This is a genomic window from Lysobacter sp. (assembly GCA_013141175.1).
Taxonomy (GTDB): Bacteria; Pseudomonadota; Gammaproteobacteria; order Xanthomonadales; family Xanthomonadaceae; genus Lysobacter_I.
On sequence record JABFRN010000001.1, the window covers coordinates 1470392 to 1490202 of the forward strand.

Annotated in this window: 20 protein-coding genes; 4 read left to right on the top strand and 16 right to left on the bottom strand. The window is 66.5% G+C overall.

Annotation, left to right across the window (positions count from 1 at the left end; all coding sequences use genetic code 11):
* Both HOP03_06605 and xth read right to left on the bottom strand, forming a co-directional pair.
* Complete coding sequence (locus tag HOP03_06605) at positions 1–1401, bottom strand: MFS transporter (GenBank protein ID NOT87833.1); 1401 nt, start codon at positions 1399–1401, stop codon at positions 1–3.
* A complete protein-coding gene (xth, locus tag HOP03_06610; GenBank protein ID NOT87834.1) occupies positions 1398–2225 on the bottom strand; it encodes an exodeoxyribonuclease III in 828 nt (275 codons plus the stop codon). The genes HOP03_06605 and xth overlap by 4 nt, the downstream gene beginning before the upstream one ends.
* A 157-nt stretch (positions 2226–2382) precedes the next feature.
* On the opposite strand from xth, the gene pyrE reads away from it, so the two are divergent.
* Complete coding sequence (gene pyrE, locus HOP03_06615; protein ID NOT87835.1) at positions 2383–3081, top strand: orotate phosphoribosyltransferase; 699 nt, start codon at positions 2383–2385, stop codon at positions 3079–3081.
* 6 nt (positions 3082–3087) lie between these two features.
* The gene (locus tag HOP03_06620) at positions 3088–3777 is read left to right on the top strand and encodes a hypothetical protein (GenBank protein NOT87836.1); all 690 of its coding nucleotides are present in this window, start codon (positions 3088–3090) and stop codon (positions 3775–3777) included.
* A gap of 49 nt (positions 3778–3826) precedes the next feature.
* Here the strand turns inward: HOP03_06620 and HOP03_06625 are convergent, their stop codons facing one another.
* From HOP03_06625 to ccoN, 13 genes are all read right to left on the bottom strand, one after another.
* Positions 3827–6082: a phosphomannomutase/phosphoglucomutase gene (locus HOP03_06625; protein NOT87837.1), complete on the bottom strand. Its 2256-nt coding sequence runs from the start codon at positions 6080–6082 to the stop codon at positions 3827–3829.
* Positions 6083–6180: 98 nt separating this feature from the next.
* Positions 6181–6636: a dUTP diphosphatase gene (gene dut / locus HOP03_06630; protein NOT87838.1), complete on the bottom strand. Its 456-nt coding sequence runs from the start codon at positions 6634–6636 to the stop codon at positions 6181–6183.
* A gap of 101 nt (positions 6637–6737) precedes the next feature.
* Positions 6738–7472, bottom strand: coding sequence for a sulfite exporter TauE/SafE family protein (locus tag HOP03_06635; protein NOT87839.1), 735 nt, complete (start codon positions 7470–7472; stop codon positions 6738–6740).
* Positions 7473–7509: 37 nt separating this feature from the next.
* A complete protein-coding gene (gene ccoS, locus HOP03_06640) occupies positions 7510–7698 on the bottom strand; it encodes a cbb3-type cytochrome oxidase assembly protein CcoS (GenBank protein ID NOT87840.1) in 189 nt (62 codons plus the stop codon).
* A complete protein-coding gene (gene cadA / locus HOP03_06645; protein ID NOT87841.1) occupies positions 7695–10133 on the bottom strand; it encodes a cadmium-translocating P-type ATPase in 2439 nt (812 codons plus the stop codon). The genes ccoS and cadA overlap by 4 nt, the downstream gene beginning before the upstream one ends.
* A complete protein-coding gene (locus HOP03_06650) occupies positions 10124–10597 on the bottom strand; it encodes an isoprenylcysteine carboxylmethyltransferase family protein (GenBank protein ID NOT87842.1) in 474 nt (157 codons plus the stop codon). The genes cadA and HOP03_06650 overlap by 10 nt, the downstream gene beginning before the upstream one ends.
* 16 nt (positions 10598–10613) lie before the next feature.
* Positions 10614–11219 carry a nitrogen fixation protein FixH gene (locus HOP03_06655; protein ID NOT87843.1) on the bottom strand — a complete coding sequence of 202 codons (606 nt, stop codon included), beginning with the start codon at positions 11217–11219 and terminating at the stop codon, positions 10614–10616.
* Entirely contained in the window at positions 11216–12820 is a 1605-nt protein-coding gene (locus HOP03_06660; protein ID NOT87844.1) for a 4Fe-4S binding protein, read from the bottom strand. The genes HOP03_06655 and HOP03_06660 overlap by 4 nt, the downstream gene beginning before the upstream one ends.
* Before the next feature lie 75 nt (positions 12821–12895).
* Entirely contained in the window at positions 12896–13198 is a 303-nt protein-coding gene (locus HOP03_06665) for a hypothetical protein (protein ID NOT87845.1), read from the bottom strand.
* Positions 13195–14121, bottom strand: a complete 927-nt coding sequence (gene ccoP, locus HOP03_06670; protein ID NOT87846.1) for a cytochrome-c oxidase, cbb3-type subunit III — start codon at positions 14119–14121, stop codon at positions 13195–13197. The genes HOP03_06665 and ccoP overlap by 4 nt, the downstream gene beginning before the upstream one ends.
* A 26-nt stretch (positions 14122–14147) precedes the next feature.
* The gene (locus HOP03_06675; GenBank protein NOT87847.1) at positions 14148–14324 is read right to left on the bottom strand and encodes a cbb3-type cytochrome c oxidase subunit 3; all 177 of its coding nucleotides are present in this window, start codon (positions 14322–14324) and stop codon (positions 14148–14150) included.
* 3 nt (positions 14325–14327) lie between these two features.
* Positions 14328–14942 carry a cytochrome-c oxidase, cbb3-type subunit II gene (ccoO, locus tag HOP03_06680; GenBank protein NOT87848.1) on the bottom strand — a complete coding sequence of 205 codons (615 nt, stop codon included), beginning with the start codon at positions 14940–14942 and terminating at the stop codon, positions 14328–14330.
* 55 nt (positions 14943–14997) lie between these two features.
* Positions 14998–16431: a cytochrome-c oxidase, cbb3-type subunit I gene (gene ccoN, locus HOP03_06685; protein ID NOT87849.1), complete on the bottom strand. Its 1434-nt coding sequence runs from the start codon at positions 16429–16431 to the stop codon at positions 14998–15000.
* Positions 16432–16596: 165 nt separating this feature from the next.
* Here ccoN and HOP03_06690 point away from each other — a divergent pair, with 165 nt between their 5' ends.
* Positions 16597–18105 carry a VCBS repeat-containing protein gene (locus HOP03_06690; GenBank protein NOT87850.1) on the top strand — a complete coding sequence of 503 codons (1509 nt, stop codon included), beginning with the start codon at positions 16597–16599 and terminating at the stop codon, positions 18103–18105.
* Positions 18106–18119: 14 nt separating this feature from the next.
* Here the strand turns inward: HOP03_06690 and HOP03_06695 are convergent, their stop codons facing one another.
* Entirely contained in the window at positions 18120–19010 is an 891-nt protein-coding gene (locus HOP03_06695; GenBank protein NOT87851.1) for a phenylalanine 4-monooxygenase, read from the bottom strand.
* A gap of 129 nt (positions 19011–19139) precedes the next feature.
* Between HOP03_06695 and HOP03_06700 the strand changes: the two genes are divergently transcribed.
* Positions 19140–19613: an Lrp/AsnC family transcriptional regulator gene (locus HOP03_06700; GenBank protein NOT87852.1), complete on the top strand. Its 474-nt coding sequence runs from the start codon at positions 19140–19142 to the stop codon at positions 19611–19613.
* Positions 19614–19811 lie beyond the last annotated feature (198 nt).

A 19811-nucleotide genomic window follows, 5' to 3' on the forward strand; every position in this document is an offset into this window, starting at 1 on the left:
TCATGAGGGTGCGGATGCGGGCGGCGCCACGGTGCGCGCGTGGCGCACCAGCCAGAGACACAGCAACAACGCCGGTATGCCGGCCAGCGCGGTGCCGGTGAAGAACAGCGCATAGGCGTCGAGCAACGTCCGCCCGACCTCCAGCTTCTCCACGACCAGGCCGGAGAACCCCTTCAGCACCTTGCCCAGCAGCGCATAGAACGAACTGAGCAGCGCGTACTGCGTGGCCGTGTAACCGGCGCTGGTGAGGCTGGACATGTACGCCACCAGCGCAGTGCCGGCGAACCCCGTGGAGATGTTGTCGATCACCATCGCGATCGCGAAGTTGGTCATCGTGGGGTCCTGATGCGCCAACCATGCGAATGCGGCGTTGGAGCCCGGCCCGAGGATGGCGCCCGCAAGCAGCGTGGGAACCAGCCCGAACCGGACCGCCGACAGGCCGCCCATGGCGATCCCGCACAACGATGCGATCAATCCGATCGAGGCGCGCACCTCGCCGACCATTTCCTTGGTCAGGCCGAGATCCTTGTAGAACGGATTCGCCATCGGCCCGAGCACGAAATCGGGCATGCGATAGAGGCTGATCGCCAACAGCATCAGCAGCGCGAATTTGCCGTGCACCCGGAAGAAGGCGATGAACGGTCCGACGATCGCATCGGACACGCCGCGCGCCGTCCACAGGATCTGTGCGGACGGCGACGCTCCCAGCGCGGGTTTGCGGACAGGCTCGCGCGCAAGGAACACCGCGATCATGCCGACGCCCATCAGCAGCGCCATCACCCAGTAGGACGGCGCCCAGCCGATATTCGCTGCAAGAATCAGGATCAGCGCATCGGTGACGAGCAGTGCGGTGCGGTACCCCAACTGCGAACTCGCGCTGAGCAGGCCGAGTTCATCGCCGTTGTCCGAAATCTCGATGCGCCAGGCATCGATCACGATGTCCTGCGTGGCCGATGCGAATGCCGCGATCAGCGCCATCACACCGAAGACCATCAGGCCACCTTCCGGCCGGATCGCCGCCATGCCGATCAGGCCCGCGGCCACCACCAGTTGCGCCAGCAGGATCCATCCGCGCAGGTGACCAAGCCGCCCCAGCAGGAGCACATGCGTCTTGTCGATGAGCGGCGCCCACACGAACTTGAGCGTGTAAGCCAAGCCCACCCACGACAGGAAACCGATCGCGGACAGATCGCTGCCGCCATCGCGCATCCAGTAGCCCATCGTGTTGCCCACCAGATACAGCGGCAGGCCCGAGGCGAACCCCAGCAGCAACATCACCGCGACCTTGCGCTGGCGCAGGCTGCGCAGCACATCGCGCCAGCCGGGGCGCTGCGCCGGTGCTGCAGTCACTGGTACCGCAGTCGCCGGTGCTGCCGTATTCGTGTCCGCACCGCCCGTCATTTGCGGCCCTTCGCTGCGCCGCCTTCCAGTGCGTAGTCGACAACATAGGGCGCGTGATCGGAAAAGCGCGGATCCTTGTGGATCGCGCAAGTCTTCACCGCATCGCGCAGCGACGGCGTGATGAACTGGTAATCGATGCGCCAGCCGACATCGTTGGCGCGCGCGGCGCCGCGCTGCGACCACCACGTGTAATCCGCCGCATCCGGCCGGAGCACGCGGAAGCTGTCCAGCCAACCGCGCTCGGGCGCGGCGGTGCCGTCGCCGCAGGCATCTGCGATCTGGCCGTTGAGCCAGGCGCGTTCTTCGGGCAGGCAACCGGAGTTCTTCTGGTTCGAAGTCCAGTTCTTGATGTCGTTGCGGGCGCGGACGATGTTCCAGTCGCCGCACAGCACGTAATCGCGACCGCTGCGCAGCCACTCGTCGAGAATGGGCCTGAGCCAGCGCATCACCTCGAACTTGAACTGCTGGCGCACGTCGCCGGAAGACCCCGACGGGATGTAGAACGAGACCACGCTGAGATTGCCGAAGCGGGCCTCGATGTAGCGGCCTTCGTCGTCGAACGGCGCCCAGCCCAGCGAGGTGCGCACCTCGTCCGGCGGCCGGCGGCTGTAGATGCCCACGCCGCTGTAGCCCTTCTTGGTGATCGCGTCCTTGAAGAACGCGCGATAGCCTTCCGGCAGCAGTTCGGGGGCGGACAGCTGATGTTCCTGGGCCTTGGTTTCCTGCACGCAGAGCACGTCGGCGTCCTGGGCGCGGAACCAGTCGAAGAACCCTTTGGTGGCCGCCGAACGCAGGCCGTTGGCGTTGAAGCTGATGATGCGCATGAAGGGCCGGTAGCGGGGCCGAAAAGCCGGACGGGGTGAAGAGTAACGGATTCGCACCGGCTTGCATGGGCGCCGCCGGTCCCGCCGGAGCGATCGCTGGCCCGGGATTCAAGGTCGCCGGGTTTATCATCCGCACTTCTTTCCCGCAGCCGCGCCCGTGACCGACCACCGCACCCGTTTCCTGCAGCTGGCCCTGCGCGTCGAAGCGCTGCGCTTCGGCGAATTCACGCTCAAATCGGGGCGGATCAGCCCGTACTTCTTCAATGCCGGACGCTTCGACTCCGGTGCCGCGCTGGCCGGACTGGCCGGCTGCTATGCCGACGCAGTGGACCGCGCCGGAATCGGCTTCGATCTCCTGTTCGGCCCGGCCTACAAAGGCATTCCGCTGGCGACCGCGCTGGCCTGCGAATACGCGCGGCGCGGTCGCGATCTACCGCTGGCGTTCAATCGCAAGGAAGCCAAGGCCCACGGCGAGGGCGGCATGCTGATCGGTGCGCCATTGGCCGGCAAGCGGGTGTTGATCGTCGACGACGTGATCACCGCCGGCACCGCGATCCGCGAAGCGCTGGGCACGATCCGCGAGGGCGGCGGCATTCCCGCCGGCATCGTGATCGCCCTCGACCGCCAGGAGTTCGCGGGTGGGCGCGATGCGTCCAGCCAGGACGAAACGCTGTCGGCAGCGCAGGCGGTCACGGCGGACGCCGGGATTCCCGTGATCGCGGTCGCAGGTCTGGACGATCTGCTTGCATTCGCTGGCGAAAGCGCCGACCTTCTCGATCAACGCGAACGTCTGCTGGCCTACCGGGCCCGTTACGGCTGCCGCACCTCCAACCACGACGCGCCGACCGGGGGGTAGGCCTTGATGCAACCGTGCACTCCGCCGAATCGCTGGACGCTGGCGCTGCTCGCAGCGGCGCTCGCCGTGGGCGCGGCATCGCTCGCGAACGCGCAGCCGAAGCCGAAGGAAAAGAAACTCTACTGCTGGGACGAAGGCGGGCACCGGATCTGCAGCGATGCCCTGCCGGCGTCGGCGGTCGGCCGCCAGCGCACCGAGTTCGACCAGAACACCGGCACGGCGGTGAAGCACGTCGCGCGCGCACTGACCGCCGAAGAAAGCGCCCGCGCGGCGATCGAGGATGAAGCGCAGAAGATCGAAGCCCAGCGCAAGCGTCGCGAAATGGCGATGGTGGCGTCCTACGAAACCGAAGAAGACCTGAAACGCGCCTTCCGCGACCGTTTCGAGCTGGTCGAGGAATCGCTGAAGGGCTCGGCGCTGGCATTGACCAACCTGCACGACAGCCTGATCAGCCTGTTGCGCCAGGCCAACGAATTGGAGCTGCAGTCCAAGCCGGTCGGCAAGCTCGTCCGTGAAAAGATCCTCAGCCAGCACGCCGAACTGCAGGCGCTGCGCGCGCTGAAACAGCGCCAGGAAACGGAACGCGAAACGCTGAATACGGATTTCCAGGACGCGATGTCGCGCTATCGCACCCTCAAGCAGGCGCAGAACAGCGGCACGACGCGGACACCGCTCCCGGCACCGATCGGCGGCTGACCTCGGCGTTCTTCGGAGGCGATGCCGCGAGTCCGTTCGCTGCCGGCACTCAGAACGGCAGCGCCAGATCCGGTTTCAAGCGTCGCAGACGTTCGCCGAATGCGGTCTGGATCCGCACCATCGCCTCGACGTTGTCGGCGTCGAAGCGCAACACCAGCACCGGCGTGGTGTTGGAGGCGCGCACCAGGCCCCAGCCGTCCGGCCAGTCCACGCGCAGACCGTCGATGGTCGACATCCGCCCGCCTTCGAAGAACGCGCCCTCGCGGAACCGCTCCACGAACGCATGCGGATCGCCATCCGGGGCATCGATCTTGATTTCCGGCGTGGAGATGCCCTTGGGCAGCGCGTGCAGCACTTCGTCCGGCAGTTCGGGCGCGGATGCGAGGATTTCGAGCAGTCGCGCCGCGGCGTAGATGCCATCGTCGAAGCCGTACCAGCGCTCGGCGAAGAAGAAATGCCCGCTCATCTCGCCGGCCAGCTCGGCGCCGGTTTCGCGCATCTTGGCCTTGATCAGCGAATGCCCGGTCTTCCACATCAGCGGGCTGCCGCCGTTGCGCAGGATGTGCGAAGCCAGGCGCCCGGTGCACTTCACGTCGTAGACGATCATCGCGCCCGGATTGCGCTCCAGCACATCGGCGGCGAACAGCATCAGCAGGCGATCGGCATAGATGTTCTCGCCATCGCGGGTGACCACGCCGAGGCGGTCGCCGTCGCCGTCGAAGGCGATGCCCAGATCGGCGTCGAGACGCTTCACCATGCTGATCAGATCGGTCAGGTTGTGCGGCTCGCTCGGATCGGGATGGTGGTTGGGGAAGGTGCCGTCGATCTCGCAATAGAGTTCTTCGACTTCGGCGCCGATGGCTTCGAGCACGCGCGGGCCGATCTCGCCGGCGACGCCGTTGCCGGCATCCACGACCACCTTCAAGCGCCGGCCCAGCTGCACGTCCGAAGCGATGCGCTGGACGTAGTCGGCGCTGATATCGCGCTCGCTGTGGCCACCGGGCGTCGAAGATTCGAACAATCGACGTTCCACCACCCGCGCATGCAGGTCGGTGATCGCGTCGCCGTACAGGGTTTCGCCGCCGACCACGATCTTGAAGCCGTTGTAATCCGGCGGGTTGTGGCTGCCGGTGACCGAAATGCAGCATCCGGTCCGCAGATGGTAAGCACCGAAATAGACGACCGGCGTCGGCACCATGCCGATATCGATGACATTGATGCCGGCCTTGCGCAGACCGGCGATCAGTCCCTCGACCATCTCCGGGCCCGACAGCCGCCCGTCGCGGCCGATGACGATGTCGTGCAGATCCTGTTCGTGCATCAGCGAACCGACCGAGTGGCCGATGGCCTCTGCCACGTTGCGATCGAGCGTCTTGCCGACCACGCCGCGGATGTCGTACGCGCGGAAAATGCTGCCGTCGATCATCAGCGGCCTCGGCTTCACCGGCTCCCGGATCTCCAGCGCCACCGGTCCGGCGGCCTGGCTGGGGGCGCTGGCCACCGCTTCCTGCAGGGTCGGCGAGGGGACGCCGCTTTCGTCGGCCACCACCTGTGACAGCCGCGACAACCGCCACGTCAGGTACACCAGCAGGGCGAAGACCACCGAGGCGATCAACGCCGGCACCGCGCCCAGCCCGAGCGCCTGCGCGGGCGGCGGAGAGGTCCCCGCGACCAGCCGCATGCCGGAATCCGACACCGGCACCGCCATGCGCTCGGCGCTGTCGGAATAGGTCTGATCGCCCCGCTCCCAGAGCGTCACGCCGCCCTGGCGCAGGCCCAGATAGGTGTTGTCGATCATGCCGATGGTGTCCAGACCCGAGGTCAACTCGGTGGACGGCAGCTGCACATAGACCACGCCGACGACGCGGTCCCCGACTTTGGCGGGGGCGGCGATCGCCAACCGCGCCTGGCCGACATCGCGGATGATCCAGGTCCGCAGCTTGTTCTCGGCCAGCGCCGTTTCGACCACCGCGAGCCGGCCGTAACCGCCCTTGCCCAGGTTCGCGTAGACCGCCTCGAGGTCCGGCGGCAACACCTGCACCAGCGACACGTTCGGCCAACCGGCGCTGATCACCTTCGCCGCGCTGACCAGATCGCCGGCCGCCAGCACGGTCTGCACCTCCTGCAGCGCCAGCGCTTCGGTCAGCCGTTTCTGACCCTGCAACATCGCCTGGTGCACCAACTGCACGCCGCTGTCGCGGGTGGTTTCCAGATCGCTGCGGCGCTCGTTGTCGCGGAACTGGGCGATACCGCTCCAGCCCAACCACAGCGCGAGCAGCGCGCAGAGCACGGCCAGCGGTTTCATCGCAGGGCGGAGTTGGACCAGTTGCTGGCGGATGCTGTCTTTCATTCGGTGGGTTCTCTTGCCCTGTGTCGTGCGGCGCAATGCGCAACCGCGGTCCCTCAACGCACGCCGGTATGGCCGAAACCGCCCGCGCCGCGAGCGCTGTCGACGAAAGTATCCACGACCTCGAAGCGCGCACGCACGATCGGAAGCATGACCAGTTGCGCGATCCGGTCCCCGGGGGCGATGGTGAACGTTTCCCTGCCCCGATTCCAGACGCTGATCATCAGCGGTCCCTGGTAATCGGCGTCGATCAATCCGGTGCCGTTGCCCAGCACGATGCCCTTGTGGCCCAGCCCGGAGCGCGGCAGCACCACCGCGCACAAGCCCGGGTCGCCGATGTGGATGGCCAACCCCGACGGCACCAGCGACGCATCGCCGGGCGACAACACCAAAGGAACGTCGAGCGCGGCGCGCAGATCCAACCCGGCGCTGGCCTCGGTGGCATAGGCCGGCAAAGGCCATTCGCCGCCGAAACGGGGGTCGAGCAGTTTGACTTGCAGGGTGTGGTGCATCGATCCCTTCCACAGGCGCGCGCTGGAGACGGACCAGTATCGCGGCATCGGGTCCGCATCGCCAAACGACCGGTTCGGCGCGGGTCGCGGCCGGCGCAGGGTCACATCGGCAAGGTCCGGCATCCCAGCGCCGACAGCACGCCGTGCAGCGCCGGGACCTGCATCAGCCACGGCGCCGCCAGGGTGACGAGACCCGCGCACAGGACCAGCGCACCGGCGGCGACGCGCACGCCGCCGCGCTGCAGGCGCTGGCCGAGACGGGCGCCGCTCCAGGTCAGCGGCAGCATGATCGGCAGGGTGCCGAGTCCGAAGGCGGCCATGGTCAGCGCGCCGTGCAGTGCGCTGGCCTGCAGCCACGCGGTGGCGAGCAGGGTCGCGCTGAGCCCGCACGGCAGCCAGCCCCAGAGCATGCCGATGCCGATGCGCTTGAATGCGGTGTCGGCGGGCAGCAGCGCGCGCTGCAGCGGCTGCAGGCGCTGCCAGAGCGCGCGCCCGGGACGTGCCAGCGGATTGAACTTGCCGGTGGGGTCGAGCAGACGGATCGCCACGACAACCATCATCGCGCCCACCGCCATGCGCATCGCGAGCGCGAGCGTCGGCGTCTGCACCAACGCGACCAGTCCATGACCGAAGCCGCCGGCGATGGCGCCGGCCAGCGTGTAGCCGAGCACGCGACCGAGATTCGGCTGCAATGCCTGCAGCCATTGCGCGCCGGCGCTGGCGGGGCGCTGCCCGAACGAGAGCCCGGTGGCGATCCCGCCGCACATCGCGGCGCAGTGCACGCCGCCGAGCAGGCCGCTCATCAGCGCGGCGCCGATGACGAGCCAGTCGGGCATCCACAACGCGGGCACCAGCCAATCGGGCATCGGTCGATCAAGTTCCGTCTTGCGCGTCGCCCGGCGACGGCGCCGTCTGCCTGGGGTTCTCGTCGTCGACCAGGATATCCAGCGGCGGCGTGTCCAGATCGTCGTATTGCCCGCCCTTCACCGCCCACACGAATGCCCAGATCGCCGCAGCGAGCAGCAGCAGGCTGATCGGAATCAGCACGAGAAGAATATTCATGCGGTCAGTGTTGCAGAAGCGGGCAGGCGCGTCAGCCGCAGCGCGTTCAGCGTGACCAGGAGCGACGACAGCGCCATGCCGATCGCGGCCATCCACGGCGTGACGTGGCCGCTCGCGGCCAGCGGCAGCGCCAGCAGGTTGTAGCCGATCGCCCAACCGAGGTTCTGGCGCACGATCCGCCGGCTGCGTCGGGCCAGCGCGATCGCCTGCGGAATGCGCCGCAGCGCACCGCCGCCGATCACGAAATCCGCCGCGCGCTGCGCCAGCGCCGCGCCATCGGCCAACGCCAGCGAGACATCGGCGCCAGCGAGCACCGGCGCATCGTTGATGCCGTCGCCGACCATCGCGACGATTTCGCCCGCCGCCTGGCGTTCGCGCACGTGGGCGAGTTTGTCCTCGGGCGTTTGCCGTGCGCGCCGACTTTCAATCGCCGTGCTGTCGATGCCCACCGCGTCGCCCATGCGCGCGACCGCCGCTTCGGCATCGCCGCTGCACAGGTCGATGCGCAGGCCCTGCGCACGCAGCTCGCGCAAGGCCTGCGCGGCATCGGCACGCGGGGTTTCGCGCAGCACGAACCGCGCGAACGCGCGTTGCCCATCGCCGAGCCAGATCGCATCGTCGTCGCCGCGCTGCGTGGCCCACTGCGCGCGCCCGAGCCGCCAGTCGCGTCCGTCGATGCGCCCGGACACGCCGCTCCCGCTTTCGCCGTGCACTTCGCTGGCGGACAGCGTCCGACCGGCCACCGCGAACGCCACCGCGAGCGGATGGCCGCTGTCGCGCTCCAGCGCGGCGGCGATCGCGAGTGCGTCGTCGCGCGCGAAACCGTCGAACGTCTCGACTTCGGCGAGCTGCGGTTCGCGGTCGCTGAGCGTGCCGGTCTTGTCGAACACGATGCGGTCGGCGCGCGCCAGCGTGTCCAGCGCTTCGCCGCGCAGCGCGAGCACGCCGAGTTTCGACAGCGCGCCGTGCGCCGCCGCGAGCGCCGCAGGCACCGCCAGCGACAGCGCGCAAGGGCAGCTCACCACCAGCACCGCGAGCGCGACTTCGAACGCGCGCGCGGGATCGTGCATGCGCCACCATGCATACACCGCGATCGCAGCGACGATGAGCGCAGTCACGAACCAGCCGGCGATGCGGTCGGCGGCGCGCGCCAGCGGCGGTCGCTGTTCCTGCGCGCGTTCGACCAGCCGCGTGAGCTGCGACAACCGCGTATCGGCGCCGGTGCGCGCCACCCGCAAACGCGCAGGGCGCTCGCGGCAGATGCTGCCGGCGAAGGCCATCGCACCCACGGGCTTGGCGACCGGCAGCGATTCGCCGGTGAGCAGGGATTCGTCGAATGCGGTCTCGGCATCCAGTACGTCGCCATCGGCGGGCACGCCCTCGCCCACCGCGACGCGCACGATGTCGCCGACCGCGAGCGCGCTCAGCGGCACCTGCTCTGCAATGACGCCTGCGAGAGCGCCCGCGCTGTCATCGACGCGCTCGCGCGTGGCCAGCGCGGGCCGCGCGCGGGCCAGCGCATCCACCTGCGCACTGGCGATGCCGCGCGCGCGTTGCTCCAGCATGCGTGCGGCCAGCAGCAGGAACACGAACATCACCGCCGCGTCGAACCACACGTGCACGCCGCCGCGCATGGTTTCGAGCAGGCTGGCGAAATATGCGAGCAGGGTCGAGCCCGCGATCAGCGTGTCCATGCCGGGGCGACGGCCGCGCAGTTCCCGCCACATGCCTTCGAGGAACGGCCAGCCGGAATAGAACACCACCGGCGTCGAGACGAGAAAAGTGATCCAGCGGAAGAAATCGCGGGTCGGCATCGACATCTCGCCGGCCGTGTCGAGATACAGCGCTTCGGCATACATCATCGCCTGCATCGCACCGAGCCCGGCGACACCCAGGCGCAGCAGCCAACGGTTGCGATCGCGGCGACGCTCGCGCTCGCGGGTTTCGCCGGTGGCGAGCGACGGCCGGTAGCCCAGCGACGCCAATCGCGACAACAGCAGCGACAGCGGCGTGCGCGCGGCGTCCCAGACGATGCGGATGCGGCCGGTGACCGCATTCGCGGCGACTTCGCGCACGCCCGGTTCGCGGGTCAGCGCACGGTCGATCAGCCATGCGCAGGCGGCGCAGCGCATGCCGTCGGTGAGCAGGGTGATCTCGCGCCCGCCGTCCACGACGACGCTGTGTTCGGCGAGCAGATCCTCGCGGTCCCAGTTCGCATAGTCGACGGTCTCGGTGCCGACGCGCGCGGCGTCGCTCTGGCGCAGCCGGTAGTAATCGCCAAGCGAAGCATCGCCGATCCAGCGCGCCGCTGCGGCGCAGCCGGTGCAGCAGAACGGCTGCGGCGCATCGGCGATGGTTTCGATCACCGGCTGCGACGGCAGCGGTTCGCCGCAGTGGAAGCAGGCGGCGCGTTTCATGCCCGGCTTCAGATCCATCGCCGCACCCGCGCGCGGTAAGCCTCGTATTCGGCGCCGAAATGCGCAGCGAGCGAGCGTTCTTCCGGCACGATCTGGAAGCGCGTGATGTACAGCGCGAACAGCGGCGCCAACAGCGCCGACACCGGGTGGGCGAGGATCACCGCCCAGGCGAACAGCAGCAGCAGTTGCCCCAGATACATCGGGTTGCGGCTGTAGCGGTTCAGCCCTTCGACCACGAGTCGCGAGCTGTTCTGCGGTCGCAGCGGATTGACCGTGGTGCCGGCACGGCCGAAACGCAGGCCGGGCAACACTTCGCACAGCAGTCCGGCGACGGCCAATGCGGTCGCCAGCGGCCACTGCAGGAGGAAATGGACCGCGAATTGCGGTGCGAGCCGCGCCAGCAGCCACATCGCGACGCCAATCGACAGCATCACCACCGGCGGCGGGATCCTGTTGTCGAGCGATGTGGGCCCGGCGGACATCGGTGTCGCCAGGCGCCTACTTTGCCGGTGCCGGCGCGGGTTCCGCGGAAGGCGTTGCGGCTGCGGTCGGCGCAGGTTCGATCTCGCCGACCGCAGGCGCCAACAGCACGCCGCGCCGGCCCGCAGGCAGCCGTGCGCGCAGGCGCCAGGCTCCACCTTCGGGCATCACCTGCAGCCGCCAATCGTGGCGGATGTCCAGCGCGTGCTCGACGCGCCAGCCGGTCGCGGTCGGCAGCAGCCGCAGTTCGCGGTCTTCCTCGGCGCGCGTCGGATGTTGCAGCAACAGGCGCAGCGGCTGCGCGCGGATCCTGCTGGTCTCATCGGACGCACCGACGAATGCACCGGTGGCCGGCAGCAGTTCCAGCGCGGCCTCGCCTTCGGTGTTGTGCACGCTGAACACGGCCGATAGTTTCAGCGCGGCGGCGCGTTCGTCCGGGCCCAGTTCGGTGGTCTGGATCTGCGCGGTACGGCGGACATCGTCGGTGCTGGCGTCGTTGCCGCCCGCGCGGATCGCGATGACCAGCGTCGCGGTTCCGGCCACCACGGCAGCCAGCGGAAAGCCGACCATCAGCCACACCATCGGATTGCGCCAGGGCGAAGCGCTGCGCTCGGGCGTGGTCATGATGCCGGCCCGAAGAAGCTGGTGGGAACCTCTTCGCGGGCGCTGCCATCGACGGCTTCGACCACGAATTTGACCGCATGCCGCCCTTCCATGTCGTCTTCCGGCGCGCGCAAGGTCATCGGCAGCGACAGCACTTCTTCGGCATGCGCGGTCACGACGGTATGCTCGGCGCGTAGCGTGATATCGCGCGGACCATCGACGCGGATGCGGTATTCCTTCGGCGCGACGGTTTTGTTGATGAGCTTCAGGGTGTAGTGGTTCTCGACGAAGTCTTCCTGCTCTTCTTCGCCATCGTCGTTTTCGACGCGCTCGTGGACTTCGCTGTACAGCGCATTGCGATCGCGCAGCACTTCGACGATGAGTTCGCTGCGGTGGGTCACGCTCCACGCCCACGCGACCAGCAGCGCCGACAGCAGCAGGCCATAGACGATGATGCGCGGGCGCAGCACTTTCGACGGTTTGCCGTCGATCTCGTTCTGGGTCGCGTAACGGATCAGGCCGTGCGGATAGCCGACCTTGTCCATCACTTCGTTGCAGGCGTCGATGCAGGCGCCGCAGGCGATGCACTCGTACTGCAGGCCGTTGCGGATGTCGATGCCGGTGGGGCAGACCTGCACGCAGATGGTGCAGTCGATGCAGTCGCCCAGTTCGTCGGGCGCGAATTTCGGCAGCGGCTCGGCCTTCAGGCCCGGATCGGCGATGGCGGTGTTGCCGCGCGCGGCGACGAGGTTGTCGGCAGCGGTGTGGTGATGCGCGGCGCGGAACACGTAATCGTAGGCGCTTGCCTTGTCGATCAGCCCGCGCGCGCGGTTTGACATGGTGTCCAGCACGCTGGTCAGGCTGCCTTTCTTGCGCGGACCGCGCGGCTCGCCGCGCATCGGGTCGTAGGCGATGATCAGGGTGTTGCGGTCGAACATCGCGCTCTGGAAGCGCGCGTAGGGGCACATGTATTTGCAGACCTGCTCGCGCAGGAAGCCGGCGTTGCCCCAGGTGGCCAGCGCGTAGAACAGCACCCAGAAGGTTTCCCACCCGCTCCACGCGAACGGCACGAGGCGGTCGGCGAGTTCGCGGATCGGGGTGAAGAAGCCGACGAAGGTGAAGCCGGTCCACAGCGCGAACAGCAGCCACGCCACGTGCTTGCTGCCGCGACGGCGGATCTTCTCGGCGGTCCACGGCGAGTTGTCGAATTTCATCCGCTTGCCGCGGTCGCCTTCCAGCTTGAGTTCGATCCAGATGAAGACCTCGGTCCACACCGTCTGCGGGCAGGCATAACCGCACCACAGGCGCCCGGCCAGCGCGGTGAAGAAGAACAGCGCGAGACCCGCGATGATCAGCAGCATCGCCAGGAACACGAAATCCTGCGGCCAGAAATTCAGCCAGAACACATAGAACTTGCGCGCCGGCAGATCGAACAGCACCGACTGGCGGCCGTCCCAGTTCAGCCACGGAAATACGTAGTACATGCCCAGCAGCACCCACACCGCGATCGCGCGCAGGCGCTGGAAACGGCCGTCGACGTCGCGCGGATGGATCTTGCGCTCGCTCACGTACATGGACGCGGCTGCGTCGTCGGCGACTTCGATGGGAATCTGTTTTTTCATGGCGGCTAAGGCAAGGGGTGGCGGGGCCGAGCGCAGCTGCACCGCGGCCGGAAGATTATATTAGAAATAACTAAATTAATCTTCGGACTTCAACGCGTGGTTGAAGCGGCTCGCCGGCCGCAGCAGGATCCAGGTGAACAGGCTGGAGGCGGCGGTGGCCGCCCAGAATGCGAAGAATCCGATCGCGTAGCCGGTTTCGCGGCTGATGTGGAGATCGGGGAAGGTGATGTCGCGCAGGGTCAACGGGTCGATCAGCGCGAAACAGACCATCGTCGATACCGCAGCGGCGAAGAAGCTCGGCCAAAGGATCGCGCCGAGCCGTTGCGCCATCGAACGTGGCGGATGGTCGAACGGCTGCGGCGCGGTTTCATGGCTCATTGTTTTACTGTAGCGCTTTCGGCCTGGGCGGTCTTGCCGTGCGACAGCGACCAGACGTAGGCCGCCGCGAGGCGGACGCGGGTTTCGCCGATCAGCGGCTGATGCGCCGGCATCTGTCCGTTGCGGCCCTGGCCGATGCTGGCTTCGACGATGTGCGAATCCTCGCCGTAGAGCCAGTAGTCGTCGGTCAGATCGGGCGCGCCCAGCGCCTGCATGCCCTTGCCTTCCGGCCCATGGCAGCTCACGCAGATCGTCTCGTACTTGCCCTTGCCGGCATTGGCCAGGCTGGTGTCGACCTTCTCGCCGCGCAGCGACTGCAGGTAGACCGCAACCTCGGTTACGCCCTGCTTGCCGCCCAGCGCGCTTTCCCAGGCCGGCATCGCCGCCTGACGGCCGTTCAGCACCGTTTCGAGGATCTGGTCGGGCTCGCCGCCCCAATGCCAGATGTTGTCGGTCAGGTTCGGATAACCCACCGCGCCCTGCGCCGAGGAACCGTGGCAGGTGGCGCAGTTGTTGGAGAAGATCGACTTGCCCAGCTTCAGCGCCTTGTCGTCTTTCGCGATCTCGTCGATCGCCTTGCCCTCGTACGGCGCGAACGCGATCGCGAGCTTCTTGTCCTGATCGGCCTTGTCGGCGTCGTGCTCTTTGGCCGAACTCCAGCCGCTGTAGCCGGCGAAGGCGCCCAGACCCGGGAACCACGCCAGATAACCGACGGTGAAGATGATCGTCAGGTAGAAGAGGTTGTTCCACCACTTCGGCAACGGCTTGTTGTATTCGGTGATGTTCTCGTCCCAGACGTGGCTGGTGTCGGTGGGGCCCGGATCGCCGGGGCGGCGCTTGGCCGTCCACCAGATCAGCCACAGGCAGCCGACGACGTTCAACACCACTACGGCGATGATGTACCACGACCAGCCTGCACTCATCGAACCCGCATTCATCGTGTCGGCGTTCATCGGCCTGTCTCCTCTTCGTTCGTTCTGTTCGTTGGCGCGCCGTCGGGCGCGTCGTCGCCGAAGGGCAACTGCGCGGCGGCTTCGAATTCCTGTTTGCGTCTGGGGCTGAAGGCCCAGAGGCTGCCGACCAGGAAGAGCATCAGCAGGATGGCGGTGACGATACCGGAGAGCATGGCTCAGCCTCCCCGCGGCGCGTGCTTGCCGAGGCCCTGCAGATAGGCGACCACGGCGTCGAGTTCGCTCTTGCCCTGCACCGCTTCGGCCGCACCATCGATCTCGGCCTGCGTGTAGGGATCGCCCAGGGTATGCAGCGCCTGCATCTTCTTCTTCACCAGCGCACCGTCGACCTGCGCTTTGGACAGCCACGGGAAGCCCGGCATGTTCGATTCCGGCACCAGATCGCGCGGGTTGTTCATGTGCACACGATGCCAGTCGTCGGAATAACGGCCGCCGACGCGGGCCAGATCCGGCCCGGTGCGCTTGCTGCCCCACTGGAACGGGCGGTCGTAGACCGATTCACCGGCCAGCGAGTAGTGGCCGTAACGCTCGGTCTCGAAGCGCAGCGTGCGCACCATCTGCGAATGGCAGTTGTAGCAGCCTTCGCGGATGTAGACCTCGCGACCGGCCAGCTCCAGCGGCGGATAGGGCTTCACGCCCGGCAGCGGTTTGATCGCTTCGGCCTGGTACATCAGCGGGATGATTTCCACCAACCCGCCGAAGGAAATCGCGACCGCGATCAGGATGGCCATCAGGCCGATGTTCTTTTCTACTTTCTCGTGAGCGTGGCTCATGGTCTGTGCCTCGGATGTAATGGGGTCGTGGCGGCGTGGCGTCGGCCCGGGGAACTCAGGCGCGCGCCTCGCTGGCGTCCGGCGTCAGCACCGGGTACTGCACCGGGCCCTTCGCGGCCTGCCAGGTCCGCACCACGTTCACGGCCATGATCAGCATGCCGGTCAGCACCAGCCCACCGCCGGCAAGACGGCCGAGATAGTAGGGGTAGGTCGCGTTCAACGATTCGACGAAGCTGTAGGTCAGCGTGCCGTCGGCGTTGGTGGCGCGCCACATCAGGCCCTGCATCACGCCCGCGATCCACATCGAGGCGATGTAGAACACCACGCCGATGGTATGGATCCAGAAGTGCGTGTCGATCAGCTTGACCGACCACATTTCCTTCTGGCCCAGCAAGCGCGGCAGCAGCGCGTAGATCGAGCCGATCGAGATCATCGCCACCCAGCCCAAGGCACCGGAATGCACGTGGCCGATGGTCCAGTCGGTGTAATGCGACAGCGAGTTGACGGTCTTGATCGACATCATCGGACCTTCGAAGGTCGACATGCCGTAGAAGCTCAGCGAGACGATCAGGAACTTGAGGATCGGATCGGTACGCAGCTTATGCCACGCGCCCGAGAGGGTCATCATGCCGTTGATCATGCCGCCCCACGATGGCGCCAGCAGGATCAGCGAGAACACCATGCCCAGGCTCTGCGCCCAGTCCGGCAGCGCGGTGTACTGCAGATGGTGCGGGCCGGCCCACATGTAGATGGCGATCAGCGCCCAGAAATGCACGATCGACAGGCGATACGAGTACACCGGGCGGCCGGTCTGCTTCGGGATGAAGTAGTACATCATTCCCAGGAAGCCGGCGGTCAGGAAGAAGCCCACCGCATTGTGGCCGTACCACCATTGCACCATCGCATCGACGGCGCCGCTGTAGATCGGGAAGGAGCTGGTGAGCGTGACCGGGATCGCGAGGCTGTTGACGATATGCAGCAGGGCCACGGCGATGATGAAGGCGCCGAAGAACCAGTTCGCCACATAGATGTGCTTGACCTTGCGCTTGACGATGGTGCCGAAGAACAGCACCCCGTAGGCCACCCAGATCACTGCGATCAGGATGTCGATCGGCCAGATCAGCTCGGCGTATTCCTTGCCTTCGGTCAGCCCCAACGGGAGGGTGATCGCGGCCAGCAGGATCACCAGTTGCCAGCCCCAGAACACGAAGGACGCCAACTTGTCCGACAGCAGCCGGACGTGGCTGGTGCGCTGGACCACGTACAGGCTGGTCGCGAACAGGGCGCATCCGCCGAAGGCGAAGATCACCGCATTCGTGTGCAATGGCCGCAACCGGCCGTAGGACAGCCATGGCAGGTCGAAATTGAGTGCGGGCCAGTAAAGCTGGGCAGCAATGATCACGCCTACCAGCATCCCAACGATGCCCCAGACCACGGTCATTACCGAGAATTGCAAAACTACTTTGTCGTTGTATGTGTCCGCGGCCATGGATGCCTCCTTCGGTTGACGCGAATAGTATGAATCAACGCCGACTGCCGTTTTGATCCGGATCAAGCGGCAGGAAGACCGGGCGCCTTCGTGGGCGCACGCGGCTCGCCAAGGCGATGCAAGCGGCCGGCTATACTCCGCCCAGTCACTACCCACGATCGCGACATGACCGTTTTTTCCCTGAAATCCATTTCGTTGGCGGGACTGGTCCTGGCGGGCGGGATATCCCTGTCCTATCGTGCCGCCCAAGACGATCATGCGACTCGATCCGCAGCGAGTCCGGTGGATGTCGCCGCCGCACCACGTGCGACGACGCGCCGCCACGGCATCGGTAGGCAGACGGTTCAGGTCCCGGCCGAGGCGGCCTTCGTGCCCCATGGGATTGGAAGCGCGAGCGGAGGCAGCGGCCCGCACAAAGTCACCGGCATTTCGAGCGGCTTCGGCTACGCGCCCTATCAGATCTATCCGGTCGACGAGTGGCTGGCTGAATCCGTCGCCATCGGAGATTTCGACGCCGACGGTCGCAAGGACATCGCACTCACCACCGTGAGTTCGGGGTTCAGTAGCGACGGGATGAAGGTGTTCATTTATCTGCAGGCAGACGATGGCGGACTCCTGGCACCGATCAAGGTGCCTTACCTCGGATTCGCCGCCCAGGCCACCGGTCTGACCGTCGGCAACATCGACAACGACGATACGACGGACATCATCGTCGGCCACGATCGTGGGATCACCGCGATCCGCGGGAACCGCGACCGCGACTTCCAGCCCACCCCGCTTCCTGGTTGGCTGCGCAGCACCGATGTCGGGTTGATCGATTTCAATGTCGATGGCCGGCTTGATGTGCTGGCACAGAGCTGGAGCGACGGAGCCGCGATCCACCTCGGCGACGGGCGCGGGGGCTTCGCGGAACCGGTGCCGTTCAACACCTCCGCATTCGGCTACAACCATCTGAGCGTCGGCGATGTGACCGGCGATGGCCTGCCCGACATGGTGCTCACCCAAGGGCAGGGATTCGCGTATTTCTGGGTCTATCCCAACCGCTGGTCCGGCGGCATCGGTCCCGCCATCCGCTACGACCTGGATACGAGCAGATCACGGCCTTGGGGCAATGCGATCGGGGATTTCGACAATGACGGTCGCAACGACATCGCGCTTTCAATTCCCGAAAACAGGCCATACAGCACGGTCAATCTCTTCATGCAGGGCGCGGATGGGCGCTTGCAAGCGGGGCGGATCCTGCCGAGTTACGACATCGTCGAACCGCTGGTCGCCGCAGATCTCGACAGCAACGGTCTGGCCGATCTGGCGACCGCGCATGGCGGCTGGAACAAATTCGGCGTTTACCTGCAGGACGCATCCGGTCTTCGTCCAGAAGTCCTGTTCGACATGCCGCCGACCTATACCAGTCATTACGAAAGCAACGGCATGGCCGTCGGCGATATCAACGGCGATGGCTGTCCTGATATCGTCGTCGCCGATTACGCCAACGGACTGGTGGTGCTGCGGGGGAAAAACTGCCACCCGCGTGTGAGGATCGACAGCGGGTCGTGCCGGCTCGAAAACGCACTGTCGCCCAACTTCGCCGCGAACTCGGCGCCCGCAGCCGACACGACAGCGGTCACGCCCAGCCTATCGGCGGGCATCACGAGCATTCGCCGCACCGCACGCTGAAGCGCGCATCGTCCTCAGACATCTCCCTCGTCCGGCCAACCCTCGCCGGTGCCGCGATGGAACACCGTATCGGTATCGAGCACCGTGCCGGCGGGCATCGAGTCCTGCGCGCCGACGCGGGCATAGATCGGGGTGAAGTCCGGACGGGTGGCATCCATCAACTGTTGGTAGCTGTCGATGACGAAGTACGTTTTCTGGTAGCTGTCGATGCGGTAGCGGGTGCACATGATCCGCTCCAGATCGAAACCGATCCGGTTGGGCGCGGCGCTGTCGAGGCAGTACAGGCTCTCGCCCTTGGAGCTGAGGATGCCCGCGCCGTAGATGCGCAGGCCGCCGGCCTCGCGGATCAGGCCGAATTCGACCGTGTACCAGTACAGGCGGGTCAGGTTGGCCAGTGCCTGCGGGCCGATGCCGTGCGCCTTGACCCCGCCGCGCCCGTACGCGGCGATGTAGTCGGCGAACATCGGGTTCATCAGCAGCGGCACATGCCCGAACAGGTCGTGGAAGAGGTCGGGTTCGGCCAGATAGTCGAGTTGCTCGGGCTTGCGGATCCACCAGGTGACCGGAAAGCGGCGGTTGGCGAGGTGCTCGAAAAAGTCCAACTCCGGCAGCAGGCCCTCGACGCCGATGATTTCCCAGCCGGTCGCGGCGCGCAGCATGCGGTTGAGGTCGTCGAACTTCGGGATCCGGTCCGCCGACATGCCCATCGTCAGCTGGTTGCGCAGGAACTCTTCGCTGGCACGACCGACCAGCAGCTGCTGCTGGCGCGCGAACAGGATCGACCAGACCTCGTGATCGGTGGCCGTGTAATCGGCCCACGGCTGCTCGACCACCGCCGTGGTGTAGACCGGCACGTAACCCTTGTCGGTCATCAGGTGTTCGACACGTTCTGGGGTAGGCGTCATGGCGCTTCCGGTGCGGGCTAGAGGTCTGGACACTGTAGGCGGATTTTGGCGCAACAGGCTTGCCTTGTTGCAAGCACTACCGCTCGATCTGCAATAAAATTGCGCATAATCTGAAATCGGAGCAATTCCATGCCTGCCGTGGATCTCGACCGCATCGACCTGCTGCTGTTGGCCGAACTGCAGCGCGGCGGACGCCAGACCAATACCGAACTGGCCGACCGCGTGCATCTGTCGCCCTCGGCCTGCCTGCGTCGGGTGCAGCGGCTGGAACGGGAAGGCGTGATCTCCGGCTACCGCGCCGAAGTCGACCCGGAACGCCTGGGTCTCGGCCTGCAGGCGTTCGTGCGGGTCCAGCTGACGCGCCACGACGCCGAGGCGGTGGCCGCCTTCGCCGGCTTCGTCAACGAGTGGGACGAGGTGGTGGCGTGCCATGCGCTGGCGGGCGATATGGATTATCTGTTGCAGGTGGTGGTCCGCGACCTGGAGCACTTCTCGCGCTTCCTGCTGGACCGGTTGTTGAATCAGGCGGGAGTGGCGGATGTGAATTCGAGTTTCGTGCTGCGCACGGTGAAGGCGTTCAGGGGGTTGCCGCTGGGGCGGTGAGGGTTTTGGTTTTGTTGCATGTCTCACTGAGTCGTCGCCCCCGCGAACGCGGGGGTCCAGCGTCTTTGCGCTTTGCTGGTTTGAAGATGACGACTGATGGTTCGCGGGGAGAGCCTGGAACCTTTTTCGCGCTGGTGCGCGAAAAAGGTTCCAGGCTTTCCCGGTAATCGCTCAGCTACAGGCTTTGAACCTGCAGTG